Origin of the sequence: Exobacillus caeni (assembly GCF_005747095.1) — a bacterium.
In the GTDB taxonomy this organism is placed as follows: Bacteria; Bacillota; Bacilli; order Bacillales; family Guptibacillaceae; genus Exobacillus; species Exobacillus caeni.
In genome coordinates this window covers 102,228-128,636 of record NZ_SWLG01000011.1, presented here as the reverse complement: position 1 = coordinate 128,636, position 26,409 = coordinate 102,228, and the positions used below count along the sequence as shown (strand labels likewise).

25 protein-coding genes are annotated in these 26,409 nt (G+C 41.7%); 5 read left to right on the top strand and 20 right to left on the bottom strand.

Features of this window, described 5'->3' with window-relative positions; genetic code table 11:
- The first annotated feature begins 224 nt into the window (after nucleotides 1-224).
- Nucleotides 225-527, top strand: a complete 303-nt coding sequence (locus FCL54_RS15965) for a MerR family transcriptional regulator (RefSeq protein WP_138127733.1) — start codon at nucleotides 225-227, stop codon at nucleotides 525-527.
- A gap of 169 nt (nucleotides 528-696) precedes the next feature.
- Here FCL54_RS15965 and FCL54_RS15960 read toward each other — a convergent pair whose 3' ends face one another.
- Nucleotides 697-2,316, bottom strand: a complete 1,620-nt coding sequence (locus tag FCL54_RS15960; protein ID WP_138127732.1) for a M20/M25/M40 family metallo-hydrolase — start codon at nucleotides 2,314-2,316, stop codon at nucleotides 697-699.
- A 323-nt stretch (nucleotides 2,317-2,639) separates the two neighbouring features.
- On the opposite strand from FCL54_RS15960, the gene FCL54_RS15955 reads away from it, so the two are divergent.
- Nucleotides 2,640-3,428 carry a glycerophosphodiester phosphodiesterase gene (locus tag FCL54_RS15955; RefSeq protein ID WP_138127731.1) on the top strand — a complete coding sequence of 263 codons (789 nt, stop codon included), beginning with the start codon at nucleotides 2,640-2,642 and terminating at the stop codon, nucleotides 3,426-3,428.
- A gap of 148 nt (nucleotides 3,429-3,576) precedes the next feature.
- On the top strand, nucleotides 3,577-4,590 hold the full coding sequence (gene namA / locus FCL54_RS15950) for an NADPH dehydrogenase NamA (protein WP_138127730.1): 1,014 nt from the start codon (nucleotides 3,577-3,579) through the stop codon (nucleotides 4,588-4,590).
- Between the two features lie 5 nt (nucleotides 4,591-4,595).
- On the opposite strand, the gene rnz is transcribed toward namA, so the two are convergent.
- A complete protein-coding gene (gene rnz / locus FCL54_RS15945) occupies nucleotides 4,596-5,525 on the bottom strand; it encodes a ribonuclease Z (RefSeq protein WP_138127729.1) in 930 nt (309 codons plus the stop codon).
- Between the two features lie 58 nt (nucleotides 5,526-5,583).
- Here rnz and FCL54_RS15940 point away from each other — a divergent pair, with 58 nt between their 5' ends.
- On the top strand, nucleotides 5,584-6,189 hold the full coding sequence (locus FCL54_RS15940; RefSeq protein ID WP_171016878.1) for a CPBP family intramembrane glutamic endopeptidase: 606 nt from the start codon (nucleotides 5,584-5,586) through the stop codon (nucleotides 6,187-6,189).
- On the opposite strand, the gene FCL54_RS15935 is transcribed toward FCL54_RS15940, so the two are convergent.
- The 9 genes from FCL54_RS15935 to FCL54_RS15895 all read right to left on the bottom strand — a co-directional run bounded on the left by FCL54_RS15935 (nucleotide 6,163) and on the right by FCL54_RS15895 (nucleotide 17,462).
- On the bottom strand, nucleotides 6,163-7,380 hold the full coding sequence (locus FCL54_RS15935; RefSeq protein WP_138127727.1) for a DUF4129 domain-containing protein: 1,218 nt from the start codon (nucleotides 7,378-7,380) through the stop codon (nucleotides 6,163-6,165). The genes FCL54_RS15940 and FCL54_RS15935 overlap by 27 nt on opposite strands.
- Entirely contained in the window at nucleotides 7,377-8,621 is a 1,245-nt protein-coding gene (locus tag FCL54_RS15930; RefSeq protein ID WP_138127726.1) for a DUF58 domain-containing protein, read from the bottom strand. Before FCL54_RS15930 ends, FCL54_RS15935 begins: the two co-directional genes overlap by 4 nt.
- The gene (locus FCL54_RS15925; RefSeq protein ID WP_171016877.1) at nucleotides 8,622-9,569 is read right to left on the bottom strand and encodes an AAA family ATPase; all 948 of its coding nucleotides are present in this window, start codon (nucleotides 9,567-9,569) and stop codon (nucleotides 8,622-8,624) included.
- Between the two features lie 422 nt (nucleotides 9,570-9,991).
- Complete coding sequence (locus FCL54_RS15920; RefSeq protein ID WP_138127725.1) at nucleotides 9,992-11,263, bottom strand: DNA polymerase IV; 1,272 nt, start codon at nucleotides 11,261-11,263, stop codon at nucleotides 9,992-9,994.
- An 81-nt stretch (nucleotides 11,264-11,344) separates the two neighbouring features.
- Entirely contained in the window at nucleotides 11,345-11,833 is a 489-nt protein-coding gene (locus FCL54_RS15915; protein ID WP_138127724.1) for a MarR family transcriptional regulator, read from the bottom strand.
- 335 nt (nucleotides 11,834-12,168) lie between these two features.
- Nucleotides 12,169-13,290 (bottom strand): M20/M25/M40 family metallo-hydrolase, encoded by a 1,122-nt coding sequence (locus FCL54_RS15910; RefSeq protein ID WP_138127723.1) that lies wholly within the window; start codon nucleotides 13,288-13,290, stop codon nucleotides 12,169-12,171.
- Nucleotides 13,291-13,391: 101 nt separating this feature from the next.
- Nucleotides 13,392-14,933 (bottom strand): acyl-CoA carboxylase subunit beta, encoded by a 1,542-nt coding sequence (locus FCL54_RS15905; protein WP_138127754.1) that lies wholly within the window; start codon nucleotides 14,931-14,933, stop codon nucleotides 13,392-13,394.
- An 8-nt stretch (nucleotides 14,934-14,941) separates the two neighbouring features.
- The gene (gene mce / locus FCL54_RS15900; RefSeq protein WP_138127722.1) at nucleotides 14,942-15,781 is read right to left on the bottom strand and encodes a methylmalonyl-CoA epimerase; all 840 of its coding nucleotides are present in this window, start codon (nucleotides 15,779-15,781) and stop codon (nucleotides 14,942-14,944) included.
- A 25-nt stretch (nucleotides 15,782-15,806) separates the two neighbouring features.
- A complete protein-coding gene (locus FCL54_RS15895) occupies nucleotides 15,807-17,462 on the bottom strand; it encodes an acyl-CoA mutase large subunit family protein (protein WP_138127721.1) in 1,656 nt (551 codons plus the stop codon).
- 212 nt (nucleotides 17,463-17,674) lie between these two features.
- Between FCL54_RS15895 and prli42 the strand changes: the two genes are divergently transcribed.
- Nucleotides 17,675-17,764: a stressosome-associated protein Prli42 gene (gene prli42, locus FCL54_RS15890; RefSeq protein WP_138127720.1), complete on the top strand. Its 90-nt coding sequence runs from the start codon at nucleotides 17,675-17,677 to the stop codon at nucleotides 17,762-17,764.
- A 54-nt stretch (nucleotides 17,765-17,818) separates the two neighbouring features.
- On the opposite strand, the gene FCL54_RS15885 is transcribed toward prli42, so the two are convergent.
- The 9 genes from FCL54_RS15885 to FCL54_RS15845 all read right to left on the bottom strand — a co-directional run bounded on the left by FCL54_RS15885 (nucleotide 17,819) and on the right by FCL54_RS15845 (nucleotide 26,397).
- Nucleotides 17,819-18,331 carry a L,D-transpeptidase gene (locus FCL54_RS15885; protein WP_138127719.1) on the bottom strand — a complete coding sequence of 171 codons (513 nt, stop codon included), beginning with the start codon at nucleotides 18,329-18,331 and terminating at the stop codon, nucleotides 17,819-17,821.
- Between the two features lie 47 nt (nucleotides 18,332-18,378).
- Nucleotides 18,379-19,353 carry an aromatic acid exporter family protein gene (locus FCL54_RS15880; RefSeq protein WP_138127718.1) on the bottom strand — a complete coding sequence of 325 codons (975 nt, stop codon included), beginning with the start codon at nucleotides 19,351-19,353 and terminating at the stop codon, nucleotides 18,379-18,381.
- 206 nt (nucleotides 19,354-19,559) lie between these two features.
- Entirely contained in the window at nucleotides 19,560-20,282 is a 723-nt protein-coding gene (locus FCL54_RS15875) for an amino acid ABC transporter ATP-binding protein (protein ID WP_138127717.1), read from the bottom strand.
- A complete protein-coding gene (locus FCL54_RS15870; RefSeq protein WP_425467134.1) occupies nucleotides 20,275-20,928 on the bottom strand; it encodes an amino acid ABC transporter permease in 654 nt (217 codons plus the stop codon). Before FCL54_RS15870 ends, FCL54_RS15875 begins: the two co-directional genes overlap by 8 nt.
- A 36-nt stretch (nucleotides 20,929-20,964) precedes the next feature.
- Nucleotides 20,965-21,771: a transporter substrate-binding domain-containing protein gene (locus FCL54_RS15865; RefSeq protein WP_138127715.1), complete on the bottom strand. Its 807-nt coding sequence runs from the start codon at nucleotides 21,769-21,771 to the stop codon at nucleotides 20,965-20,967.
- 726 nt (nucleotides 21,772-22,497) lie between these two features.
- Nucleotides 22,498-22,926, bottom strand: a complete 429-nt coding sequence (locus FCL54_RS15860) for a BrxA/BrxB family bacilliredoxin (protein ID WP_138127714.1) — start codon at nucleotides 22,924-22,926, stop codon at nucleotides 22,498-22,500.
- Nucleotides 22,927-23,073: 147 nt separating this feature from the next.
- Nucleotides 23,074-24,369, bottom strand: coding sequence for a dihydrolipoamide acetyltransferase family protein (locus FCL54_RS15855; RefSeq protein ID WP_138127713.1), 1,296 nt, complete (start codon nucleotides 24,367-24,369; stop codon nucleotides 23,074-23,076).
- A 40-nt stretch (nucleotides 24,370-24,409) separates the two neighbouring features.
- Nucleotides 24,410-25,393 carry an alpha-ketoacid dehydrogenase subunit beta gene (locus FCL54_RS15850; RefSeq protein ID WP_138127712.1) on the bottom strand — a complete coding sequence of 328 codons (984 nt, stop codon included), beginning with the start codon at nucleotides 25,391-25,393 and terminating at the stop codon, nucleotides 24,410-24,412.
- Between the two features lie 11 nt (nucleotides 25,394-25,404).
- Entirely contained in the window at nucleotides 25,405-26,397 is a 993-nt protein-coding gene (locus tag FCL54_RS15845) for a thiamine pyrophosphate-dependent dehydrogenase E1 component subunit alpha (protein WP_138127711.1), read from the bottom strand.
- Nucleotides 26,398-26,409 lie beyond the last annotated feature (12 nt).

The following is a 26,409-nucleotide window of genomic DNA, read 5'->3' as shown; positions in this document are numbered from 1 at the left end:
TATAATGCTCACTATTATAAACGGTATTTATTAGATGCCGCTCATCTCCGTAACGATACCTCACATAAAAAACTTCTCGCACAAAAACTTTCGTTAGATTTTCTCACATCGCCCATTTCCAACACAGTTATTCATGGTATAATGAACCTAACACTTTTCAGAATATTCACCTATTATATGTGCGTTAAATTTCTTTATGATAGTATGCAGGGGAGTGAAGAAACGTGTCCTATAAAGAAAAAAAGGTCCTTCCGATCGGGGCTGTCAGCGAACTGACAGGTCTTTCGTTAAGAAAAATCCGATATTACGAAGAGCGGGGACTGCTTTTACCTGAACGTTCAAACGGGGGAACGAGAAAATACTCATTTAATGATGTCGAAAAGTTAATGGACATTGCCAATCATATAGAAGATGGGATGCAGACTTTTGAAATCAAGAAAATGCAAAAAAAGAAAAAACAAAAAGAAAAAGTCCGCGACGAAATGATCCGCGGACAACTGAATGCAGCTTTCAGAATGTCAAAATAACCTCTGGAATCCAGGGGTTATTTTTCATCGTATAAGAACGTATAACTGCTTAGCAGAGGAGAAAGCTCTATGTCATTATAAGTTCAGGAATATAGATAACGGCAACTAACCTACGTCCTCTCCTACAGGCTTGCCGATCAGCGAGTTTTCTTTATGCTATTCTTATTTATCAATCAGCAAGAAGCTCATTAATCGCAAAAGGCAATATATCGAACAGTGTCTCAAATGAGTACGTTACTTCAAGCCTCTCCGTCCAACGATGCGGGTCTCTTCCGAGTGGCCCGATGTTGATCACCGGCACTTTCAGTTCTTCCATCGCATCAAGAGGCAAATTATAATGTTTTCCGAACAAAGGCATGTTTTTCGTAAGAGGAAGCATCACCTCGACTGAGCTTTCCAAACCTACAAAGCTTAAATCAGACAAACCAGCAAAGTAGTTTTGCTCTTTCAAAATAACTTCATGTTTCGACTCTGCATATTCTTTCACATATTGTGTAACCCGCTTAATAAGTTTGTTTTTCCTTGATGAAACAGCAGGATAAAATGGCGGGTTATAAAACAAGACAATCATGGGCGCTTCATCTTTACAAAGAGAAGCAAGATCGTATACGATACGAGTCGATAGGTCTCGGTCTCCCAGAATCTTATAATTTGCAATAATGTACGCCTGCCTCCGCTGAATTTCGGCCTCTCCAAACTTATCGATCGCCTTTTGCAGCAGTTCATCATAAGTTAGCACATTTACCTTGAGAGGTTGAGGAGTATACGATTCTAATTTAGAAAACGCTTTAGCCCTTGATAAATAGTGTTCTTCGATTCGGTTTGCTGCTGTTCTTGAAACAGCTAATAAATCGTCGGTTATACCCTGGATTGACCTTTCCATACCAAGCACGTTAAACATCGTTACACCCACATGTGGAATTTGTACCGAGTACTCCTCCTTCAAATCCTTTTGAAGCAAGTTTGTAGGAGGAGGGGTAACTTCCCCTTCCACCGTTTCACAAAAGCTTGTATTCAATTCAAGTTCTTTTGTGACTTCAGCAGTCATGTAATTCGCATTCAGCCCCGAGAAAGGCTCGCCCACATGCGTTTCCTTACCGTAACAAAAAAATCCCGGCAGCATTTTGCCGATTGATCCGGTATAAATATATAAATTTTGATCACCAGGATAACGGGTAAAAACAGGCTCTGAATTTAAACAGGCAGTGTATTCAAGGCTATGTTTTTTAGCCAGCTCCAGTAAAACCGGTACTGCTTCAATCATCCCTTTTGAATTCGCTTCTTCATCAGGTACAGAAAGAAATAATATGTTTCCATCGAACTTACCGCTTGCAGCCTGCTCGAGCATGCTCATATGGAGGCTGATCCCTGCCTTCATATCCATTGTTCCTCTGCCGAATAGCCATTCCCCAGTTTTAATATCCTCCTGGACTTCTATCGGCATCTGGTCGATGTTTTTATAAAATTCATGCGTCAGATCATACGGACTGAACGCAAGGTTCTTCCATTGGCCATAATCCTCGATATCCACCACATCAAAATGGCTAATCAAAATAACGGTCTTTTTAGCATCGCCTTTTTTCACAAGACCGGTAATAAACTTTCGCCCATCGCTGGTTGGATGGAGAAGCAAATGATCAGGATGATCCATAAAATATTGCAGTTCTGATAATTGAAGATGAATGTATTCTGGAATTGCAATTTCTGCCTGTGACCCTGTCACACTTTGATGTTCTACAAGACGGGCAAGCAAATACATTAATGTCTCTTTAGTTTGCCATTTTCCCATGATGCTACCCCCTTAATGAAAACCGCTTTGCAAATTAGGAACTACTTTGCTATTTTAAAAATTAAAGGCTCTTTTTAACCAATTCTTTGGTGAAGAACCGAATTAATTTTTATAGTTAATGTTTTTGTTCCCAATTACTAACATTCTACACTTGTTTTCTTAGAAAATTCTACATTTTCTTTTTTGAGAGGAAACATCGTTATGAGCCTTTTTAAGAACATTATAGCCAGGTTCTCTAAAGGCTGTTTGTTTAACAACCACATAAAAGAGGGAAAAACAGGTTAACGATAATAAAAGCTTTTAAAAATAAAGTAGGTGATAGGATGATAATGATTTATGCACACCGCGGGGCAAGCAAGGAATGCCCGGAAAACACGATGCCAAGTTTTAAAAGGGCAAAAGAACTCGGTGCAGATGGAATAGAATGTGATGCTCAGTTGTCGCTTGATGGGGTGCCGATGATTATCCATGATAAAACATTAAAAAGAACTACAAACGGCGGAAAGAAGTATGTAAAAGATTTAACTTTTGCTGAGTTAAAGCAGCTTGATGCAGGAAGCTGGTTTTCGGAGGATTTTAAGGATACAAGAATTCCTTCCCTTGAAGAGTTTTTAGTGTGGGTAAAACCTACAGTACTCCTCATAAATATCGAGCTTAAAAATTATTCCCTACCATATGAGGGAATGGAAAAGAAAGTTGTTGCATTGATAGAGAAATACGGGCTCGAAAAGAGGGTGACGATCTCATCGTTTAACCATGAGAGCCTCCGTTTGATCCACAAGTTAAACAGTCAAATAGAAACTGCTCCATTGTACAGAGCGAACCTGTATAAAGCATGGAAATATGCTAAGAAAATCAAAGCCCGCGCCCTTCATCCAAAGTATCACAACCTTGACGGGAAAGATATTAAAGGGATTAAGAAACATCACGTTAAGGTACGCCCTTACACAGTAAACGATCCTTCATGGATAAAACAGTTTATCGACTGGGGAGTGGATGGCCTGATTACTGACGTTCCCGACCTCGCTCTTGCAATCTATAAAAAAGAACATCCGGTACTTATTAAGGCGCCTTCCTTTTTGAAACGTTTCTGGACGCAGCTAATGGGTTAAAAGAAGATCTTTTATACAAGGTCTTCTTTTTATTATTATTTGTTCTAATGATGCCTGATGCCTTGAGCAATATAAACGGTAAATAGCAGTTGCTGTGCTATACTTGTTTAGGATAACGAAATAGTCTACATAAGAAGGAGAGAATTTCATGACCGCTTTATTTAGCCCGTATACCATAAAGAATGTGAAGTTAAAAAACCGAATCGTCATGTCTCCGATGTGTATGTATTCCTGTGAAAAGGAAGATGGAGTAGCGACGGACTGGCACTTCACCCATTATACAAGCCGTGCCGTTGGCCAGGTCGGTCTCATCATCGTTGAAGCAACAGCCGTAACTGCGCAGGGACGGATTTCTCCTCAGGACCTTGGCATTTGGAGTAATGATCACATAGATGGATTAAAAAGAATTGTCGGCATGTCCCATGAATATGGTGCAAAGGTAGGGGTCCAGCTTGCCCATGCAGGCCGGAAAGCAGTGATAGACGGACCAATCGTCGCCCCCTCCTCGATTCCTTTTAATGATAAAATGAAGACGCCGGAAGAAATGACAGAGGAAAAAATCCACGAAACAATCGAAGCGTTCCGCGAAGGTGCAAGAAGAACACGTGAGGCCGGCTTTGATGTCATAGAGCTCCACGGTGCACACGGCTATCTGATTAATGAGTTTTTATCTCCTTTAACAAACAAACGGACCGACAACTACGGAGGTTCCCGGGAGAATCGATATCGTTTTCTTAAAGAAGTAATTGATGCAGTGAAAAAAGAATGGGATGGTCCGCTGTTTGTCCGTATCTCTGCAAACGAATACCATCAGGAAGGAAATACTGCCGAGGACTTTATCTATTATGCAAAGCGTATGAAGGAACAGGGAGTCGATCTGATCGACTGTAGTTCCGGAGCGGTTGTTCCTGCGAACATAGATGCTTATCCAGGCTATCAGGTCTCTTATGCTGAAATGATCAAAAAAGAAGCCGAACTTGCTACAGGTGCTGTTGGTCTTATTACAGAACCGGTCCAGGCAGAGGAAATATTAAAAAACAACAGGGCAGACCTCGTTTTACTTGCACGTGAACTATTGCGGGATCCGTATTGGCCCCGCACTGCAGCAAAAGAACTTGGTGTCAGCATCGAGCCGCCTGAGCAATATAAACGCGGCTGGTAACTGATTTAAGAATTTTTAGGAATTTCATAGATAGCATCATCGGAAGCGATTTCTGTGTTTTCAAAAACAGATTTCGCTTCTTTTAATAGCCTGGCTACATCTTCTTCCTGATACCTTGAACTAATATGCGTTATAATCAACCTTTTGGCATTCGCTTTTTTTGCAACGCTGGCTGCCTGTTCGGTTGTGGAATGATAATAATCATAAGCCAGCTCTTCCTGTTCTTTTGAAAAGGTCGCTTCGTGCACAACTAAATCGGCATTCCGTGACAGCTCGATCGCCGAGTCAGACATCCTAGTGTCGCCATGAATGGCAATCTTTCTTCCCGGGATATCATGGCCCCTAAATTCTTTGCCGTTTAGCGTTCTTCCATCGTCTAAACGGACCTTTTTTCCCTCTTTAAGCTTTCGGTATAACGGACCGGGTGAAACCCCCATCTCTTTAAGCTTCTCAACCTTTAACGGACCAGGCTGATCTGCTTCTTCCACTCGGAATCCAAACGAATCGATCCCATGCTCCAGTTTTTTTACGCACACAGAAAAAGGGCTGTTTTCAAGGATTTTCCCCTCTTCTTCTATTTCAATAACTTCTAAAGGGTACCTCAAATGAGTGCCGCTTGTTGAAAGTACCGCATCAACAAACCTTTTAATGCCCGGAGGCCCGTATAAAGTTAACGGTTTATCTCCCCCCTGAAACGACCTGCTTCCAAGAAGTCCAGGCAAACCAAAAATATGGTCGCCGTGCAGGTGAGTAATAAATATTCGATCTATTTTACTTAATGTTATTGTTGATCGTAAAATCTGATGCTGTGTCGCTTCACCGCAGTCAAAAAGCCAAACGTTTCCGCCGTTTTGCGTAAACCTTAATGCAAGTGCTGTTACGTTCCGTTCTTTTGAAGGGACTGCTGCCCCTGTCCCAAAGAAGTGCATTTCCATCTCATCATCTCCTTTATGGTAAAATAATTATTATATCGTTATGAAAGAGGTTTTTCTAATGAAAGCTGTTGCATCTCTTATCGGCCCTTTGATTGGAGCACATATTCTGCTTGCAATGAGCTTTGCCATTTATCCTTCTTCCTTTTGGCCGCTATTCACAGTATCATCTCTTTTGCTTGCAGGATACGCATTGGTGAAATCTAATATTGTCTTTAAAAAGCCTTCTCTTAAATATATGTTAATCTCAATCGGTTCTGGAATCTTACTATATCTTGCATTCAAAGCAGGAAAAGCAATTGTCGTAAGCCAGATACCCTACTTTGAAAATCAGCTGCATTCCCTCTATACCCTTATCCAACCGAACAAATCATGGCATTATTTTGTGTTGTTTGCTGTGATTATTCCAGCGGAAGAATTGTTCTGGCGAGGTTTTATCCAAAAAAAATTCAGCCTCATCACTTCATCAAACAAAGCGATCCTTTTTGCTGCGATCCTTTACGCTTCTGCTCATGTGTATTCAGGGACCGTATTACTTGTTTTTGCCGCATTATTTGCAGGAACAATCTGGGGCTACTTATACGAAAAAAGCGGCAACTTAATTGTGCCGCTAATTTCCCATGTGCTATTCGATTACTTATTACTTATCCTGTTTCCGCTTCTCTAACTTTTTTGTTTCCTTGATTTGATTGATCATTCTTTTAACAGCTCGAGAATAAAGCTGGTATTCTTCAGAAGTCAGGTTCTCTCCTCCGTAACGAACCTTCTGGTAGCCTTCTTTAGTAATCCGCTGATCCTCTCTATCTGGGGCAATTCTTGATAACCATTCATTCAAGGACTCATCCCTGTTTCTACCGTAGCCCAGCTTTGCAGCAGATTTTTCAAACTGAAACAGCAGACGGCGTGCTTCATTCTGCGGTGGTTTCCTCTTTCTGCTCACGCGATTATGAAGAGCTCCGTTTATGGCAGCATCCGTAAGAGCAGGCTCACTGGAAACAACCTGAAAACGGTTTAAATCAAGTTTTTTCTTAAAGAATACTAACCAGATCACCACTGCTATGATGACCACGGCAAGAACAATAAGCCATTGGAGATCAGGAAGCTTAGAACCCTGTGCAGCAGCCTCTAGTGCATCAGGTGTTTGTTGGACATCCCACCCTTTACCTTCACTAAATAAATCCCTGTCGTAATCAATATAGATCTTTGAGAGCAGCCAATAAATAGGCTCTCCGAACACCATTGCAAACACTGTACCAACCAGGGATAATACAAACTTGATCAATCCTTTTATAACAGGAAAAAGAAGAACTCCAGCTCCAATGCCTGCAAGAATAATCCCATATAAACCGAGGTTCCACTTCAATTGTTTCTTGTTGGGGCGAGCCATATACTGGTCGGTGCTTTTAATAACTAAAAGGAAGACCAAATGAAACACTACAAGACCAAGCATTATTTCCTTATAAGACTCAAGGCCAATCATATAGTAGACAAGGCTTCCTATTGCGGTGAAGGCGAAGAGTGCAAAAAGATCGTCGCGTTTCGCTTCTCTATAGTTTATGAAAGCCCTCCAGGATACTGCAACGGCTACCACGGTGGCAACCAGGAAGGAAAAGCCTGTAAGCCATCCAACAAAGCCAATGAATGCAATCAACGGAAAAAAAAGACCAAAGGATAAGTCCTTTTTATACGAAAAAGCAAAAAAACATGCCAGTCCGCCTACTACATATTCCAGAAAAAATGCCAATAATGGAGTGATGGCATCCTGAAAAAGAAAGAAAAAAGAAACGAGAACGAACATAAATACCCCATCAAACAAATACTGTAAATATGGGACAAAATGCGGTTTCCAATTTTTCAAGAGATCACCTTCCTCTGCCCGATGGAGACCACCTTTTTCTGCCCCATTTTCCTGACTACTGGACCATGGCCTGTTGTTTCAATAAGAAAAGCGTTTCCTCTTTTCTTTTTAACCCATCTATCATAATAAACCTGCTCTTCTTCTCTAATTTCCTCATCTCCAAACCTGAGGATAAACGGCGTACTTGCGGCAAATCTCCGGTCCAGATAGTTAAGCATCCGCGTCATTTTTATAAGGTTACTTGAATCATTAACGCGTGCGAGTAGTTCTAGAGCTTTAGAAAGCTGTTCCTTTCCTTCACCTAACTCCAAATGCAAAAACGGTATCCTGCCTGCAGCACGAGTATTAATATAGATTTCAAACGGAATGTTGTGCTTGACGGCATATTCGCACATAAATGCCATCTGGCTTAGGTAATCCTCAATTTTTTCAGTCATATAAACAGGGGCATTTCCACGCTGGGCACCTACATTTAAGACGAACGTCCATCTTAAGTCAATCGCTTTTTCATACACTTTTGTCTGAAGTTGCTGAGACCTTGCAGTAGCCTTCCAGTGGATACGGTTAAAGGAATCTGACGAAACATATTCTCTTGCACCTGCAGGAGAGGTCAGGTTATCGAACAGGGAATGGCGATAGGAATGGGTTCCCTGTCCATGCTGAATCAGCTCCTCGATTCCTTTAACCTCAACAGGAGTAGGATACACAATTAGCTCTGTAAAATAAAAAGGGGCATAGGTAAGATTCGCTGTTCCAAGACCGAAAAGATCCTGCAGACTCAGCCCAATATTCCTTACTCTTGTAACCCCTCTTTTGTTAGCAGTTATAGGGATTTGATACGCCCGACTATCATTGCCGCCGATCTGAATCGGGAACTGATAGCTTGTGTAAAGCCTTGTTTGCCCGATTTCCCTGAGTCCTTCTGGAATAACCGCTTCTGCTAATGACAGGGTCATATCACTGTTAAATAGCGGAAGGCGCCCTTTGTTGTTGAGAATAATCTCCATATTTTCTTTATCGCCCGGATAAAGCCGGATCGTTTGTTTCGGGTTATGTAAGACCAGTTTGTTCCCAGCCCTTTTTAAATAAGAATGGGTAATATATGTGGCCAACAGCAATAAAAAAACGATCAGGAACAACAGAGTAGTTTTAAAATAGATACTGATAATCGCAATGATCGGGCTGTTAAACAGAAAAATTTTAAGGGGTTGTGAAATCGTTACGGTACGCATCCACTCCATTTATCTGGCAGCTCCTGCTTCGACAGGCACTTCAATCGCACCAAGAATCTCTTCCATCAACTGTTCTTTCGTCTTCCTCATCGATCCTTCCATCGATAAAACCATACGGTGCGATAAAACAAACGGCGCAACAAACTTCACATCATCAGGCAATGCATACTTTCTTCCTTCCAGATATGCTTTTCCCTGAGCCGCCTTCATAAATGCAAGCGTAGCACGGGGGCTGACACCGATTTCAATATACTCTGAGTTCCTTGTCGCATGTACGATTTGCAGCAGGTAGTCTTGCACTGGCTCAGCGATCGCTACATTTTTCACTTCCTGTTGCATGGCAAGAATTTCATCTAAAGAAAAAACAGTCTCCAATGAATCCATCGGGTTTTGAAGGCGATACATGTTCATCATCTGTTTTTCCTGTTCAAAAGTTGGGTACCCTGCAGCGATTTGCATAAAGAAACGATCCATTTGTGCTTCAGGTAATGGAAAAGTTCCCTGTGACTCAAGCGGATTTTGAGTCGCGATTACAATAAAAGGAACCGGAAGCTTTAATGTTTCCCCTTCTATCGTCACCTGCTTTTCTTCCATTACTTCAAGCAAACTGGATTGCGTTCTGGGGGTAGCTCGGTTTATTTCATCGGCAAGGAGCACGTTTGTTATTACTGGGCCTGGCCTAAGCTCGAACTCCTGGTTTTTAGGATTGAAAAATTGAATGCCAGTCACATCACTCGGGAGAACATCCGGCGTAAATTGGATACGTTTGTAATCGCCGCCCATAATTTTTGCAATACTCTTCGCAAGGACTGTTTTCCCTGTCCCAGGTACATCTTCAAGCAAAACGTTCCCATTGTTGATCAACGATATCATGATCAACTCAACTGTTTTCTCTTTTCCTATCAAGACACTTTGAACCGCTTCTTGAACCTTGTTCATTCTATCTTTTATTTCCATCTTTAATTCCCCCTTTATCTATCAAAATATCGTTCGACAAAACAGTTGAAATACCTTCTATTTTTTTACAGTTATTGTTTATCTAAAGTTTATAACCAGGGGTTTTCCTCGCCGCAAAGCATCAGTGGGAGCTGGCTAAAGTGTCATGCTCCCTTTATCATTATTGGAGGTCATCAGATCCGTTATTTGTGACAAAAGGTTATTTTAAAAAAATTATAGGACATCTGTGCCGTTATTCACCAGGAAAACTACTATTTCGGTTCGATTTTAAGCAAATAGAGGAACATATGACCTCATTTTTTTGAAAAGTCGGGTTTTTACACAAATAGCGGACTCAATGTCCTATAAATCTAGATCCCGGAATTCCAGGCATTAATTCATCGCCCGGGTTTTCCTTGTCTTTCAACTGGCTACTCTTGCCTTCATGACCCTTTATCTTTATTTCGAAGAAAATCTTTTTCCAGGCTTGTCCCTCTATGCTTTTTATCTCTCAAACGGTTTGAACGGCTTTCTCTTGCCTGATTTCCCCTTAGCAATGCACTTTCTCCAAAACGGTCTCTCAGTTGATTAACTACACTGTGTAAGCGATCATTCTTTTCTTCCTTTTCAAAAGAAAACAAATCGAGTTGTATAAGAGCTTCTTGTTTTTCCACTAGCTCAAAACCAGTTATTCCAAGCAACCTTACCGGCTCTCCAGTCCAATGTTTCTGGAATAAATAATAAGCGGCGTTAAAAATATCTTTTCCATGATCGATCGGGTTTGAAAGCTTTCTGCTTCTCGTAACCGTTTTTCTATCACTATATCTGATTGTCAGCTGTATGTTGGAAGCAAGAACCTCTTTCCTTCCCATTCTCCGCATGACAGAATCCGCCAGGTTGGTTAGAGCGGTTTTGATCTCTTCGGAATCCGTCAAATCTTCAGGGAAGGTGGTGGAATTGCCCACACTTTTAAACTCGTTGATCGCTTCAGGATCTACCGGCCTATTATCATTTCCGTTGGCACGATCAAATAGGCGGATCCCATTCACCCCGAGTCCGAGCTCAAGCTGTTTTCTATCTGAAGTAGCTAGATCACCGATTGTATAAATGCCAAGCTTATTCATTTTTTGCTCGGTTTTACTTCCTATTCCATGCATTTCGCCAACTTTAAGAGGCCAGAGCTTTTCTTTTATCTCTCTTTTGCGAAGAACCGTGATGCCCATTGGTTTTTTCATATCTGAAGCCATTTTAGCGAGAAACTTGTTAGGAGCTATGCCGATACTGGAAGGCAAACCAAACTGGTCTTTCAATCTCGCTTGAATTTCATGTGCTAGTCCTACATATCCTTTAGGCCCCTTGTAATCTGTTACATCCATATATCCTTCATCAATGGAAACAGGCTCGACTAAAGGTGTATATTCATTTAACAGTTCAAACAATTGTAAGGACGCCTTTCGATAGCGATCGAAATCAGGCCTCATCACAATAAGCCCAGGGCAAAGCTTTTTTGCCTGCCATACCGGCATTGTTGTTTTAACACCTTTTTTTCTCGCTTCATAACTGCTCGTTACGACAATGCCCTTACGCTCCTCCTCATTACCCGCTATAGCAAGCGGCTTACCCTTTAACTCGGGATTATGCGCTACTTCAACGGAAGCATAAAAGCTATTCATATCCACATGAAACACGATTCTATGCTTTTGTATGTTTTTCATTTTCTTCACCTGCAGTGATATAATCTACCTGAATCATATACATTATATCCATAGAGTGCAAAAAGACGGGAATATTCCCGTCTACTTTGTCACTTTACTATCTTTTTCAACCCAATGGGTAAAATCGTTACCATAAAAATGCCTGTTTAATTCCCGTGTAAACTTGACTACACATTGAAACAATTGTTCGTTCTCTTCGCTTTCGTTAACAAAATCATGTATGTAGTCAAAGATTTTATAAGAGAATGCTTTTGAAGCTTCCTTCTTTTCCCATCCCTGGTCTGTTAAAGTTACATAAGAAATGCGCCGGTCACTTTCTTTTTTGTGCATTTCGATTAGCCCTTTATCTTTCAGCCTCTTTAATACTTGCATAACAGTTGAAACATCCCAGAGCCCGACTTCTGAAATACGGGTGATCGTCGCCTCTTTTTCAATAGAAGCAATCCACAAAACGTGTTGTTCTGCCTGGGTTAGTCCAATCTCTCGCGCATGTTTTTGCCAATCTGATTCAAGTACTTTATAAGCACCGCGAATATAGTTCATGTAAATATGTTCTTTTGAATACCCCATTATTTCACCGCTTCCAATTCTTTGTGATTATACACATATGGTATCACACTTATAGACGAAAGCCAGCACTAGAATGTTCCAAAAAACATTAAAATACTTAAACTGCAAAATAACATACTGTTGACAGCTATTGAAATATACTTCAATGGGAAGGGGCTTTTTAGTTTTCATTCCTAGATTAACTATCAAACACATCAGCCAAAATCGCAACGGGGGCAATCGACTCCAGCGAAAAACAACTGCCCGGAGCGGACTGAAATATAAAGCTTAAACGTATGCCGAATAGTCTTCATCAAAAAAATCCGCTGTATATTTACAGCGGATTTCCTTCTTAATTAAGCTTTTGCAACTTCTTGAGCGATAGCGATGACTGCTTCGGATACTTTTACCAATTCTTCGATTGGCATCTTTTCATTTTTCGTATGGATTTCTTCATACCCTACTGCAAGGTTTACAGTTGGAATTCCATGACCGGCGATGATGTTGGCGTCACTTCCGCCCCCGCTCGTTGTAAGGGATGGGTTACGTCCGATTGTTTCCATCGCCTTTTTAGCGATCTCCACAACATGGTCACCTTCTCCGAACTTGAAGCCCGGGTACATAACATCCACTTCCACTTCCGCTTTTCCACCCATTTCTTCAGCAGCACCTTCAAACGCTTCCTTCATTTTTGCGACTTGCTGTTCCATCTTTTCAGGTACCAGGGAGCGAGCTTCAGCCATGATCTCTACATAATCACATACGATATTTGTTTGTGAACCACCATGGAAGCTACCGATATTTGCGGTTGTTTCTTCGTCGATTCTTCCTAGGGGCATTCTCGAGATCGCCTTTGCAGCAACCGTTATTGCTGAGACGCCTTTTTCTGGTGCTACTCCTGCATGGGCAGTCTTTCCGTGAATGGTGGCTTTGATTTTCGCCTGAGTAGGAGCCGCAGTTATAATTGTTCCGACTTCACCGTCACTGTCAAGCGCATAGCCGAACTTCGCGATAACCTGGTTTGGATCAAGAACTTTTGCACCCTGCAGCCCCGATTCTTCTCCGACAGTGATAATAAACTGAATCGTACCATGCTCTATTTTCTCTTCTTGAAGAACCCTGATCGCTTCAAGCATAGCCGCAAGCCCTGCTTTATCATCAGCACCAAGGATGGTTGTACCGTCTGTTACTACCTTGCCATCTTCAATAGACGGCTTCACTCCGTTTCCAGGCACAACCGTATCCATATGGGAGGTAAAGTAAATCGGATCTGCTTCTTTCTTATTTCCTTCCAGGGTACAGATCAAATTGCCTGCTGCATGTTCTGTTTTTTCAGCCGCATCATCTTCAATTACATTTAAACCAAGTGAACTGAATTTCTTTTTCAGTACCTTTGCTATCTTTTCTTCATGCTTTGTTTCAGAGTCTATCTGAACAAGTTCTAAAAATTCATCGGTTAAACGCTCACGATTTATCATTGTTTTCCCTCCTTGAAACTGTTTTCATTGCTTTACATAAGTTATAAAAAAGAGATAGACGCTATTCAGCTTGTCCATTACGATTTCAGAAGAACCAGCCTTTACAACGGAATGTTCCCATGCTTTTTCTTAGGCCGGTCTTCTTTTTTATTCCTCATCAATTCTAATCCCTGGATCAATTTAATCCTTGTTTCCCGGGGGTCGATCACATCGTCGACCATCCCTCTAGAAGCAGCAATGTAAGGATTAGCAAACTTTTCGCGATACTCTTCTATCTTTTGTTCCCGCGTCTCCTCGGGATTATCGCTATCGTTAATTTCTCTTGCAAAAATAATGTTAGCAGCTCCCTGTGGACCCATAACTGCAATTTCAGCATTCGGCCATGCATACACAAGGTCTGCACCTATCGATTTTGAATTTAGGGCAACATATGCTCCACCGTATGCTTTACGTGTAATGACAGTAATCTTAGGGACCGTGGCTTCAGAATAGGCATATAAGATCTTGGCACCATGGCGGATTATTCCACCGTGTTCCTGTTTAATACCAGGGAAAAAACCGGTTACATCTTCAAAAGTGATAAGCGGAATATTAAAGGAATCGCAAAAACGGATGAAACGAGATAGCTTATCAGATGAATCGATGTCGAGTCCGCCTGCCATAACCTTTGGCTGGTTGCAAACAAGACCAACAACTTCCCCGTTAATTCTCGCAAAACCAACAACGATGTTTTTGGCAAAGTATTCTTGGACTTCCATGAATGAACCTGAATCCACAACCTGTTCGATTACCTTTCGCACATCATAAGGCCTTGTTGAATCAAATGGCACAATATCGGCCAGATCAGGGCAAAGGTCATCCTGATGTTCATATGACTGCAAAGGCGGTTTTTCTTCATTATTGGAAGGAAGATAACTGATCAGCCTTCTTACCTGATTCAGCACTTCTTCTTCCGTTTCACCAGTAAAATGGGCATTTCCACTCTTTGAGCGATGCACTTTTGCCCCTCCGAGATCTTCAGACGAAATCTGCTCTCCTGTAACAGTCTCGATTACTTTTGGCCCTGTAATGAACATCTGGCTTGTCTTTTCTACCATGAACACAAAATCAGTTATAGCAGGTGAATATACAGCACCTCCGGCACACGGCCCCATGATAACTGAAATTTGCGGTACAACACCTGAATAAATCGAATTCCTGTAAAAGATATGACCGTACCCGTCTAATGATAGCACACCTTCTTGAATGCGGGCACCTCCGGAGTCGTTCAACCCAATTATCGGAGCCCCGTTCTTTGCTGCGAGATCCATGACATTGGCGATTTTTTGGGCATGCATTTCACCAAGTGCTCCCCCGAATACGGTGAAATCCTGTGCAAATATGTAAACCGGCCTACCGTACACCTTTCCGTAACCAGTTACGACTCCTTCCCCGGGCGCTTTTTTCCCGGCCATTCCAAAGTCTTCGCATCGGTGTTCGATAAAGGGATTCAATTCAACAAACGTTCCTTTATCAACTAAAAGGTCGATCCGTTCACGTGCAGTTAATTTTCCTTTTTCATGCTGTTTGTCGATTCTCTCGTCACCACCGCCGAGTTCGACCTCTCTGCGACGGTCGTATAGTTCATTTATTTTATCGTACATATCCACTTTTATTCGTCCTCCTTTTTCTCCTTTTCACACAGTTCGTATAACACACCTCTAGAAGCTTTAGGATGTAAGAAGGCGATTTTCGCACCGCCCGCTCCATTCACAGGAGTTTCGTGAATCAGGCTTACGCCGTTTTGCTTCAGTTCATTTAGTCGTTCTTCAATATTATCTACCCCTAATGCAACATGATGAATACCTTCTCCGCGTTTTTCAATAAACTTTGCGATCGGGCTATCATCTGATAGTGCTTCAAGTAACTCAATACGTGTTTCTCCTACTTTTAAAAATGCTACTTTCACACCCTCGCTCTGCACCTCTTCAATTGCTTCAAGCTTAAGGTGCATGTCATTTGCATAAAACGGAAGTGCCTCTTCAAGAGATTTTACAGCAATTCCAATATGATCTATTTTTTTGGGAGGCTCTTTTTTAGACATATCGACTCCGTCCCGTTCGTAAACTGCCTTTTCGATAAATACAGCTGTATCTTTCGTTGGAGTTCCTGGAGTAAACACCTTTTTTATACCTCTTGATTCAAGAAACGGAATGTCTTCCCATGGGATTACTCCCCCTCCTACAACAATGATGTCATCTGCACCACGCTCTTTTAATAATTCCACGATTTCCGGGAAAAGTTCATTGTGTGCTCCTGACAGGCAGGAAAGACCGATCACATCCACATCCTCCTGTATAGCCGAAGCTGCTATTTGCGCGGGTGTCTGCCTTAAACCGGTGTATATTACTTCCATGCCGTAATCTCTCAGTGCCTGTGCGATTACAAGTGCACCTCTGTCATGGCCGTCTAGTCCTGGCTTTGCAATTAAAACGCGAATTGTTTTCTCCATAAATCTCCCTCCACTCTCAAAAGTCTTAAACTCCTGTATACTCGCCGAATTCTTCGCGAAGAACTCCACATATTTCCCCAACTGTACAATAGTCCCTTACACAGTTGATAATAAGGGGCATCAGGTTATCAGTGCCTTTCGCTCCCTGCCTCAATTCGTCTAATCGAGCGCTCACTCGGTTCTGGTCTCTGTTTTCGCGGACTGATTTCAACTTTTCTGTTTGTTTGCGCTGGAGCTCTGGATCTACTCTATGAAGTTCAGGCTTTGGTTCATCTTCAAGCGTAAATTTGTTCATGCCAACGACAATTTCTTCTCCAGATTCGATTTTCTTCTGGGTTTCGTAGGCAGCCTGGTGTATTTCCCGTTGCATATAACCCTGTTCTACAGCAGAAACAGCACCGCCAAGGTCATTTATTTTTTCCAGATATTCTTCTACCTTCTTTTCAATTTCGTCTGTTAGTGACTCGATGTAATATGATCCACCAAGAGGATCGACAGTATCGGTCACACCGCTTTCATTCGCGATAATTTGTTGTGTTCGGAGAGCAATTCTGGCCGAGTCTTCCGTCGGAAGTGCCAGTGCTTCATCCCGTGCGTTAGTGTGCAAGCTTTGCGTTCCTCCAAGAACTGCTGCCAATGCCTGGATCGTTACTCGGACAATATTGTTATCAGGTTGTTGAGCCGTCAATGTAGACCCTGCTACCTGAGTATGGAAACGAAGCTGGAGGCTTTTTTCTTTTTTCGCCCCGTATTTCTCTTTCATGATTTTCGCCCATATACGGCGTGCTGCTCTAAACTTGGCCACTTCTTCAAAGAACTGGTTGTGCCCGTTAAAGAAAAAGGCAAGGCGTGGGGCAAATTCGTCTATTTTTAATCCTGCATCAAGTGCTGCATCGACATAAGCCATTCCGTTTGCGATAGTAAACGCAAGTTCCTGAGCTGCGGTTGAACCTGCTTCACGGATATGGTATCCAGAAATGCTGATCGTGTTCCATCTAGGGACATTTTTAGAACAAAAAGCGAAGATGTCTGTTATCAACCTCATAGAAGGTTTAGGCGGGAAAATATATGTTCCCCTTGCAATATACTCTTTTAAAATATCATTTTGAATCGTCCCTGATATTTTTTCAGGGGATACCCCTTGCTTTTCTGCTACAACAATATACATCGCAAGAAGGACTGCAGCTGGTGCATTGATCGTCATGGAAGTACTAACCTTATCAAGCGGTATTTTATGTAAAAGCGCTTCCATATCTTCCAAAGAGTCAATAGCAACCCCTACTTTTCCGACTTCCCCTTTTGCCATCGGATCATCAGAGTCGTAACCAATCTGGGTCGGCAAATCAAAAGCTACAGAAAGGCCTGTCTGCCCCTGGTCCAGAAGGTAGCGAAAACGCTTATTGGTTTCTTCAGCTGACCCGAATCCTGCATACTGCCGCATCGTCCATGTTCTTCCTCTATACATGGTTGGCTGGATTCCACGTGTATAAGGATACATCCCCGGGAATCCTAATTTCTCTATGTAACCTTCATCTACTGTTTCCGGTGTATACAGCCTGTCAACCTCTATATCGGATGACGTTTTAAATTGTTCTTTCTTTTCTGGAAATCGATTCATCAATTCCTCTGTTTTCATTTTCCATTCTTTATACAGTTCATCAAAATTCGTTTGGTCAGCCATATTTTTTCCCTCCCTGGTGTAGTTATATCTGGAATGCTGGCACTTTTTAGCACAAATCCTTACCTACTTCTTTTGAAATCTGACCGATTCCTGCAAGCTTGAAAAATAATTTACTATCTATTCTCTATTTTAACACGCTTTCATGCTCTTGTTGAAATCTAGTTTTCAAGGTAAAATACTTTCTAGCAGTCTATCTATTAGGAGGTTTGTTCATGAACCGTAAAGTCATAAAGGTTGTCGTTTATATAATGCTTATCTCAATGGTACTTAGTCTATTCGCTGGTGCCGCTACTTTCTTATAATTTCCATCAACCAAACAGAACTAGCAGATAATAGCGGCATTAAAAAAAGAGGGATTAACCCTCTTTTTTTAATGCTCCAGCTTCCCTTCCAATTGTCGTAAAATCTTTTTCGCTTGATAAAATAAGGATTTTTGTACCGATTGGAATTTGGCCAAATAGAGTTTCAATGTTGCTATTGTCCAATCTCACGCAACCTGCAGTAATGTTTTTTCCGATGGATTCCGGCCGGTTCGTACCATGTAAACCGTAAATACGTCCATCTGTTCCATCTGCGTCAAAGCCGATCCATCTTGTTCCAAGCGGGTTTTCTTTTGAGCCACCTATTATGTTCTTTTTCCTGTAATAGGGATTCGCAGCTTTTACTGTGATCGTAAAAGTCCCTTCAGGTGTTAAAGAACGCTCTTTTCCAATGGCTACGGGAAAAACAGCCTTCACTTCATTTTCACTAAGAAAAGCCATCTGTTTTTTATCTTTATTAACAATAACAAAAGGGTCGCCTGGCAGAGGATTTTCACCAAGTGGCCATATTGGTGATAAAATGCTAACCGAAATTAGGAGAATGCTCATTAGGTGTCCCAATCTTATACATCCCTTCTTTTTTCTTTTAGGATGCGTTATGCATTTACTTTCATTCCTTTGTTTGTATCTTCCCGTTTAAAATAACGTTTTAATAACAAATATTGCTCCATTTCATTTAAGAAATGCAAAAGTGCCGACCTTGTTTCAAATTCTTTTCTGTCCCTTGGTAAGGGGGAATTACGAAATTCCTGTTTCATTTCTTCTAATTCCTCGAGAAAAAAACGAGCGGTATTGTTAGGTGAAACAGCAAGACTTAGTTCTTCCAGAAACTGTGCAATTTTCTTACCCTGTATATAAGTTTGATCAAGTGATGAGATAATAGGCAATAACCTTTCGATAATTTCAAATTGTTTCTCTCTCATTTTAAAATAGCTGTAAAAACTATCATTTTCCCGGAGCACATGGTTTTCAATATCTTTAAGAGCAAGCGTTTTTGCTTCTTTTAACAAATCCCCAACCTCTATGATTTCTTTTCCATCCCAGTCACTTTCTCCATCTTGTAAATATACGGCGAACTGCTGCAATATAAAGGTGAATTTCTCTTCTATTTTCTCCCTGTACTCCACAATTTTGCTTTCCATGCTTGGCATATATAAATTAAAAATTAGTGCTACACCAATCCCGATGACGATGAGTAACAACTCATTGATGATAATATCCAATGTAATATTACTAGTCGTGTATAAGTGCAAAATAATGACAGAACTTGTGATGACTCCTTCCTTAGCCTTCAACATTACTACAGTTGGAATAAACAGTAATAACAGTAAGATTATGCTGACAGGATGGAAAGCAAGTCCTTCAAAAAATATAATCGCAAACACCATACCCACAATACAGGCTACAAACCTTTGCCACGCACTGCTGATTGACCGTTTTTTCGTTGGTTTAATATTTAAGATCACAAGAATGCCAGCAGACACATAAAAGCTCAGGCCGATCATCTGAGCGATACTGATTGCTACTCCTGTGCCTATTGCGGTCTTCACTGTCCTATATCCAATTTTCACTCTAAGCGTCCCTCCAATTAAAAGCGAAATACATATCTATATGATGGCCAAAAAGGGGACGACTCAAAAGCAAAGTGCCAGACCCCTCAAACCCATCATCTAGAAAAACACATGTAAATGTCTCTCTGGATATATGACTGATCAGTGGGAGTCAGACCCTTATGAGCCATCCCCTTGTCTCTATATTTAATTCACTTCATGAAGCACTATAAAACTTTTTCCAAAAAGGCTTTTGCTCGATCAGTCCGAGGTGATTGAAAGAACTCTTTTGGGGGAGCCTGTTCGACCAGGGCACCGCCATCCAGAAAACAAACCCGATCAGCAACTTCACGGGCAAATCCCATTTCATGCGTGACGATGGCCATCGTCATACCTGAACCAGCCAGTGACTTCATTACATCCAAAACTTCTTTCACCATTTCCGGGTCAAGGGCAGAAGTAGGCTCATCAAAAAGCATATATTCAGGCTCCATCGCAAGGGCTCTCGCAATCGCAACCCTTTGTTTTTGCCCTCCTGACAACCGGTTTGGATATTCGTTTTCCTTTTCTTCCAGACCAACTTTTTTCAGAAGATTTCGAGCTGTAGAAACAGCTTCTCCCTTTGATAGTCCTTTAACTTTCATCGGTGCATAAGTTAAGTTTTCTAAAGCTGTTTTATGTGGAAACAGGTGAAAGTGTTGAAAAACCATTCCGATTTTCGCCCTGACATGCATAATGTTCGTTTTTGGGTCGGTAAGATTCTGTCCGTCGATCCACACTTTTCCCTCGGTCGGAACTTCAAGTAAATTAACGCACCTCAGCAGGGTAGATTTTCCCGAACCAGAAGGCCCGACGATTGCTACAACGTCACCTTTATTAATTTCCATCGATATATTGTGGAGTACTTTTAAACTGCCAAAAGACTTTGAAAGATTATCTACTTTAATCACTGCGTCTCATTCTCCTCTCTACTGCTCTGCCAAGAAGAGTTAGTATTGTCACTAATATTAAATAGATGACAGCTGCAGTAATTAACGGCGGGAAATATAAAAATTTATCAGCGGCAACAATCTGGGCTCTTCTCATAATATCAAGCACACCGATTGTCGATACAATGGCAGATTCTTTTGTTAATGTAATAAATTCATTCATCAGAGCAGGTAATATATTTTTCATTGCCTGTGGCAGAATGATATCTTTCATCATTGGACGGTATGAAACACCAAGAGCCTGTGCCGCTTCTGTTTGCCCTTTGTCAACAGCAAGGATTCCCGCTCTAATGATTTCTGAGATATATGCACCGGAATGAAGGCTGAATGCAAGAACCCCTGCCTGAAAAGCAGTGATATCATAGCCAACAACCTGTGGTGTAGCAAAATAAATGATTGCAAGCTGCAGTATTAACGGTACTCCTCGAAAAATAAATGTATAAGCATCCGCAAAACCGGTTAAAAATGTAACTCTACTAATTTTAAATAAGGCAAGTATAATTCCCCAAATAAAGCCAAATACCGCTGAAACACTAACAAACTGTAAAGTAACCCAAATCCCGTACAAAATGTACGGGATCGAGTCATAGATCTGGGAAAAACCCATGTAATTCATCAACCTTTCTGTCACGAACTGCTGCGATTAATTGTTTATTTTAAACCACTTTTCCACTAGTTCATCCAGTTTTCCGTTTTCTTTCATTTTCGCAAGTTCGCTGTTAAAGTCTTCTACAAGGTCACTTCCTTTAGGGAAGGCTACAGCTGAACCAGCTTCCGCATCAGCTGAAAGGACAAATGAAGTCAAATCTTCATTTTTCTCAATGAATTCATACGCAACCGCATCTTCAATGATCAATGCGTCGATACGACCTGATTTTAGCTCCTGGATGATTTCAGGGATTTTGTTAAGTTTAACAACTTCGATATCCACTTTTTCTTTTATCTTTTCTGCTTCGCCTTCTTGAATAGAACCAAGCTGAACTCCTACCTTTTTCCCATCGAGATCTTCAATTTTTTCAATGCCGCTACCTTTTGTGGTCATGATCAATTGTTGAGCAGTATAATAAATCTCAGAGAAATCAGCGTTCTTTTTGCGCTCTGGCTTCGGTGTCATTCCTGCCATTACAAAATCTACTTTTTCAGTGTTCAAGGCCGGGATCAATCCGTTAAAATCCATGTTTTCAATTTTTAACTCATAGCCTAATTCGTTTGTTATATATTTAGCAATATCGATATCGAAACCAATAATGTCTTCACCCTGGGCTGTATCGATGTATTCGTAAGGCGGATAATCTGCAGAAGTACCCATAACAAGTGTTTTCTTAGCCTCGCCGTCACTGCTTCCGTTGTCTCCTGCAGATTCTGGCGAGCCTTCTTCTACATTTCCGCAGGCTGCAAGCATACTTATTACCAAAACCAATAAAAAGCTAACCGATAAAAACTTTTTCATTTTTATATTTCCCCCCATGTGTCATTTTAACTGTATGTTCATTCACTGTAATGAATAATAACACACACCAAAACTATAAATCTACATTTTTCTTCATAATTAAAAATGTTTATCTTTTCAGAATTTTACTCACACCTTTACCGTTTCTTTTTTTATTCTCTGAAAACAGCGATAATTCCTTTTCTTTTTACCAATTGTTAGGTGAATTTGAGCACATATTGAATATGAAGGTTAGAACGTGACTTATTAGCTATACGAGACGGGGCGTTAACATGCTATAATCGATTTTATACAATAGGCGGGTTCTCTAAGGGCGGTTCGGCACACCCCATTTTTAACACGAAAGGGGGTGATGCCACTGACGGTTTATGAGGCAATGATGGTTTCGATTAGCTTTGCGACTTTAATCGTTGTCGTACTTTCTTTTCCTCATAACAAAAAATAGACCGCCCTTGAGATCATATTAACAGGGGGCGGTCTATCGTTCTTTATTGGCCGATCCTCCTGGAGGACCGTTTATTGTAGGAGCCGTAGGCGTGCCAGCGCCCGGCTTTTTTACGTATAGGAAAGTATAACTTAGCAGAAGAGCATCCTCGAAGCCGTTGAAATTTCAAGAAGATAGTTAAGCGCAGCTACTCTCCCGCTTTTACCCAACGGCTTGCCGACCGGCGAGTTTCTTTATTATGAAACAAATTATACCATGGATAGCTTCTAAAACTTAACTTTCTAACAATATTTATCAAACAAATATTTAAGCATTCCAGAAACTTCTTGTGGATCGCTCGCTTCAATTTCATGGCGCTCGATCATATTGATAATTTCTCCATCCTTCAAAAGGGCGAATGAAGGTGAAGATGGGGCGAAACCTTTAAAATAAGAACGCGCTTGTTCAGTAGCTTCCTTATCCTGCCCGGCAAACACTGTTACAAGATGTTCTGGCTTCTTTTCGTTATCAAGTGCTAATTTTGCCGCTGGGCGGGCTACGCCTCCTGCACATCCACATACAGAATTCACCATCACAAGAGAGGTACCTTCTTTTTTCATAACCTCATCTACTTCTTCCGGAGTCTTTAATTCCTGATATCCAGCTTCGCTAATTTCTTTTCGTGCAGTAGCCACAACGTCGTTCATAAATAAATTAAAATTCATTCCCATTATATTTACACTCCTTACGTACCATGAAATAGCTTTGACATTCCAGGTCTCTGTTAATTAGGTTATTCTTCTGTTATTTTATTATAACGAAAAAAAGCCCAATGTTAAACAAAAGAGCCACCGCCTTACCAGCAATGGCTCTAAACCTTAATAAACAGAAGTGTTTTCTTTAGAGATGTTTTCAAGCTTTTCTTTTACTCGTGCAAGGAAATGCCCGCAGACCATTCCGTCAAGCACTCGGTGGTCAAGCGATAGACATAGGTTAACCATGTCGCGAACTGCAATCATGCCATTGTCCATCACTACCGGGCGTTTAACGATCGATTCTACCTGCAAGATTGCAGCCTGTGGATAGTTGATGATACCCATCGACTGTACGGAACCGAAAGCACCGGTATTGTTCACTGTAAATGTTCCGCCCTGCATCTCATCAGATTTCAGCTTGCCTGTTCTTGCTTTTTTAGCAAGCTCGGTAACTTCACGTGCGATGCCTTTAATACTCTTTTCATCCGCATTTTTAATAACCGGAACGAATAACGCATCGTCTGTGCCTACAGCAATGGACATATTGATGTCTTTTTTCTGTACGATTTTATCCCCGGCCCACATCGAGTTCATTTGCGGGAACTCTTTTAACGCTTCCACAACAGCTTTGATGAAGAAAGAGAAGAATGTTAAGCTGTAGCCTTCTTTTTTCTTAAAATCGCCTTTTACGCTGTTCCTGAAATTTACCAGGTTGGTTACATCTACTTCTACCATTGTCCAGGCGTGTGGAGCTTCGTGCTTACTGCGCACCATATTGTTAGCGATTGCACGACGGACGCCCGTAACAGGAATTTCCACATCACCTTCCGCAACCGGTACCTCAGTAGCATTAGCTTTAGGAGGCTGCTGAGCAGGAACTGTAGCTGCTTGTTTCGGTTCTGGTGCTTCTTTAGTTGGTTGCGTTTTTGCCCCGCCTTTTTTCGGTATCTCACCAGAATCGATAATTGCCTGAATATCTTTTCTCGTTATTCTTCCGCCTTTGCCGGACCCTTTAACCTGTTCAAGGTCAATATCCTGTTCCTGTGCCATACGAAGAACTGCTGGAGAATAACGGCGTTTCATCGGCTGGTCTTGCTCATTTCCTGCTTCTGCATCATGGTTTTCGATCGCTTTTTGTTCTGGAGAAGCTTCCTGTGTTTCTTCTTCTGAAACACCGCCTTCCACTTCGATGTAGCAGACCAATTCTCCTACTTCGAGAGTATCCCCTTCAGACGCAACTAACTCTTTAATTGTGCCTGTATAAGAGGAAGGAACTTCTGCATTAACTTTATCCGTGTTGACTTCAGCAATTGGATCATATTTATTTACTTTATCGCCTACACCTACCAACCATTTTTCGATGGTACCCTCGGTAACGCTTTCTCCGAGCTGTGGCATTAAGATCTTTTCGACTGCCAAGTATAAAACCTCCTATTCCTCGAAACCTGTAATGTTTTGCTTAAAATTCTGCAAGCTCACGCATTGCTTTTTCGACTTTATCAGGATTAATCATGAAGTATTTTTCCATCGGTGGTGAGTAAGGCATCGCAGGAACATCAGGGCCCGCCAGACGCTTGATCGGCGCATCAAGATCAAACAGGCAATGTTCGGAAATGATAGCAGCCACTTCACTCATAATGCTTCCTTCTTTGTTATCTTCCGTAATAAGGAGTACTTTACCCGTTTTAGATGCCGCTTCGATGATTGCATCTTTATCTAACGGATAAACCGTTCTTAAATCAAGGATATGTGCAGAGATACCATCTTTTTCAAGCTTCTCAGCAGCTTGAAGTGCGAAATGCACGGACAAACCGTATGTAATGACGGTTATATCTTCGCCTTCCCGTTTCACATCCGCCTTTCCTATTGGAAGCGTATAATCTTCCTCTGGAACTTCCCCTTTAATTAACCGGTATGCCCGTTTGTGTTCAAAGAATAGAACAGGGTCATCATCACGGATCGCCGCCTTCAACAGGCCTTTCACATCATAAGGAGTAGATGGCATTACAATTTTCAGACCCGGGACACTTGCAAAGATGGCTTCCACCGACTGTGAGTGGTAAAGGGCACCATGTACACCTCCGCCGTAAGGAGCACGGATTGTAATCGGGCAATAAAAGTCATTATTTGAACGGTATCTGATTTTGGCTGCTTCGGAAATAATCTGATTTACAGCTGGCATAATAAAATCGGCAAATTGCATTTCTGCAACAGGACGCTTTCCATACATGGCAGCACCGATACCAACACCTGCGATCGCTGATTCTGCAAGCGGTGTGTCGATGACTCTGGCTTCACCAAACTCTTCGTATAAGCCATCGGTAGCACGGAATACACCTCCGCGTACCCCAACGTCTTCCCCAAGAACAAAAACATCTTTGTCTCGCTGCATCTCTTCCCTTAATGCTTGTGTAACTGCTTGAATGTAAGAAATAACTGGCATGCTGTTCCCCCCTATTCTCCGTAAACGTAATTCATAGCAGATTCCGGTGCCGCATAATCTGCATTTTCAGCATATTCTGTTGCTTCGTCTACTAGCTTTTTAATGCGCTCTTGAATTTCCTGTTCTTTTTCATCAGACATAACGCCATTTTCTTTTAAATAAGCTGCAAACGTAATGATCGAATCCTTTTTCTTCGCTTCTTCTACTTCTTCTCGCGAACGGTATGCACGGTCATCATCATCACTGGAGTGAGGTGTCAAACGGTAAGAAACCGTTTCAACAAGTGTAGGGCCTTCCCCTCGTCTGCCGCGGTCTGCAGCTTCTTTACATACTTCATAAACCGCAAGAGGATCGTTGCCGTCTACTGTATAGCCAGGCATTCCATAACCGATGGCACGGTCTGAAACCTTCTCACAAGCTAACTGCTTGGATACAGGAACTGAGATCGCATATTTATTATTTTCACACATTAAAATTACAGGAAGCTTATGTACTCCCGCGAAATTAGCAGCTTCATGGAAATCTCCCTGGTTGGAAGATCCTTCCCCAAACGATGCATAGGTTACGATGTCTTCCCCGTCCATCTTTCCTGCCAGTGCGACACCTACTGCGTGTGGCACCTGAGTCGTTACTGGTGAAGAACCGGTGAGAATTCTGTTTTCCCTTTGCCCAAAGTGCCCAGGCATCTGGCGGCCGCCTGAATTCGGGTCTTCGGCCTTCGCAAAGCCGGAAAGCATAATGTCTTTAGCAGTCATTCCAAAGGCTAAAACAATTCCCAGGTCACGGTAGTAAGGTGCTACCCAGTCCTTTTCACGATCAAGGGCGAATGCTGCACCGATCTGTGCTGCTTCCTGTCCCTGGCATGAAATAACAAAAGGGATTTTTCCCGCACGGTTTAATAACCACATGCGCTCATCAATTTTACGTGCTAATAACATCGTTTCAAACATATCAAGAACATCTTGATCAGATAAGCCAAGTTTCTCATGGCGCTTTTCTGCCATATAAGTGTACCT

What these genes read in the sequence shown, in the direction of transcription:
- FCL54_RS15960 (WP_138127732.1), bottom strand. Translation starts at nt 2,316, where the DNA reads ATGGGAAAATGGCAAACTAAAGAGACATTAATGTATTTGCTTGCCCGT.
- FCL54_RS15955 (WP_138127731.1), top strand. Translation starts at nt 2,640, where the DNA reads ATGATAATGATTTATGCACACCGCGGGGCAAGCAAGGAATGCCCGGAA.
- namA (WP_138127730.1), top strand. Translation starts at nt 3,577, where the DNA reads ATGACCGCTTTATTTAGCCCGTATACCATAAAGAATGTGAAGTTAAAA.
- rnz (WP_138127729.1), bottom strand. Translation starts at nt 5,525, where the DNA reads ATGGAAATGCACTTCTTTGGGACAGGGGCAGCAGTCCCTTCAAAAGAA.
- FCL54_RS15940 (WP_171016878.1), top strand. Translation starts at nt 5,584, where the DNA reads ATGAAAGCTGTTGCATCTCTTATCGGCCCTTTGATTGGAGCACATATT.
- FCL54_RS15930 (WP_138127726.1), bottom strand. Translation starts at nt 8,621, where the DNA reads ATGGAGTGGATGCGTACCGTAACGATTTCACAACCCCTTAAAATTTTT.
- FCL54_RS15925 (WP_171016877.1), bottom strand. Translation starts at nt 9,569, where the DNA reads ATGGAAATAAAAGATAGAATGAACAAGGTTCAAGAAGCGGTTCAAAGT.
- FCL54_RS15920 (WP_138127725.1), bottom strand. Translation starts at nt 11,263, where the DNA reads ATGAAAAACATACAAAAGCATAGAATCGTGTTTCATGTGGATATGAAT.
- FCL54_RS15915 (WP_138127724.1), bottom strand. Translation starts at nt 11,833, where the DNA reads ATGGGGTATTCAAAAGAACATATTTACATGAACTATATTCGCGGTGCT.
- FCL54_RS15910 (WP_138127723.1), bottom strand. Translation starts at nt 13,290, where the DNA reads ATGATAAATCGTGAGCGTTTAACCGATGAATTTTTAGAACTTGTTCAG.
- FCL54_RS15905 (WP_138127754.1), bottom strand. Translation starts at nt 14,933, where the DNA reads ATGTACGATAAAATAAATGAACTATACGACCGTCGCAGAGAGGTCGAA.
- mce (WP_138127722.1), bottom strand. Translation starts at nt 15,781, where the DNA reads ATGGAGAAAACAATTCGCGTTTTAATTGCAAAGCCAGGACTAGACGGC.
- FCL54_RS15895 (WP_138127721.1), bottom strand. Translation starts at nt 17,462, where the DNA reads ATGGCTGACCAAACGAATTTTGATGAACTGTATAAAGAATGGAAAATG.
- prli42 (WP_138127720.1), top strand. Translation starts at nt 17,675, where the DNA reads ATGAACCGTAAAGTCATAAAGGTTGTCGTTTATATAATGCTTATCTCA.
- FCL54_RS15885 (WP_138127719.1), bottom strand. Translation starts at nt 18,331, where the DNA reads ATGAGCATTCTCCTAATTTCGGTTAGCATTTTATCACCAATATGGCCA.
- FCL54_RS15870 (WP_425467134.1), bottom strand. Translation starts at nt 20,928, where the DNA reads ATGGGTTTTTCCCAGATCTATGACTCGATCCCGTACATTTTGTACGGG.
- FCL54_RS15865 (WP_138127715.1), bottom strand. Translation starts at nt 21,771, where the DNA reads ATGAAAAAGTTTTTATCGGTTAGCTTTTTATTGGTTTTGGTAATAAGT.
- FCL54_RS15860 (WP_138127714.1), bottom strand. Translation starts at nt 22,926, where the DNA reads ATGGGAATGAATTTTAATTTATTTATGAACGACGTTGTGGCTACTGCA.
- FCL54_RS15850 (WP_138127712.1), bottom strand. Translation starts at nt 25,393, where the DNA reads ATGCCAGTTATTTCTTACATTCAAGCAGTTACACAAGCATTAAGGGAA.
- FCL54_RS15845 (WP_138127711.1), bottom strand. Translation starts at nt 26,397, where the DNA reads ATGGCAGAAAAGCGCCATGAGAAACTTGGCTTATCTGATCAAGATGTT.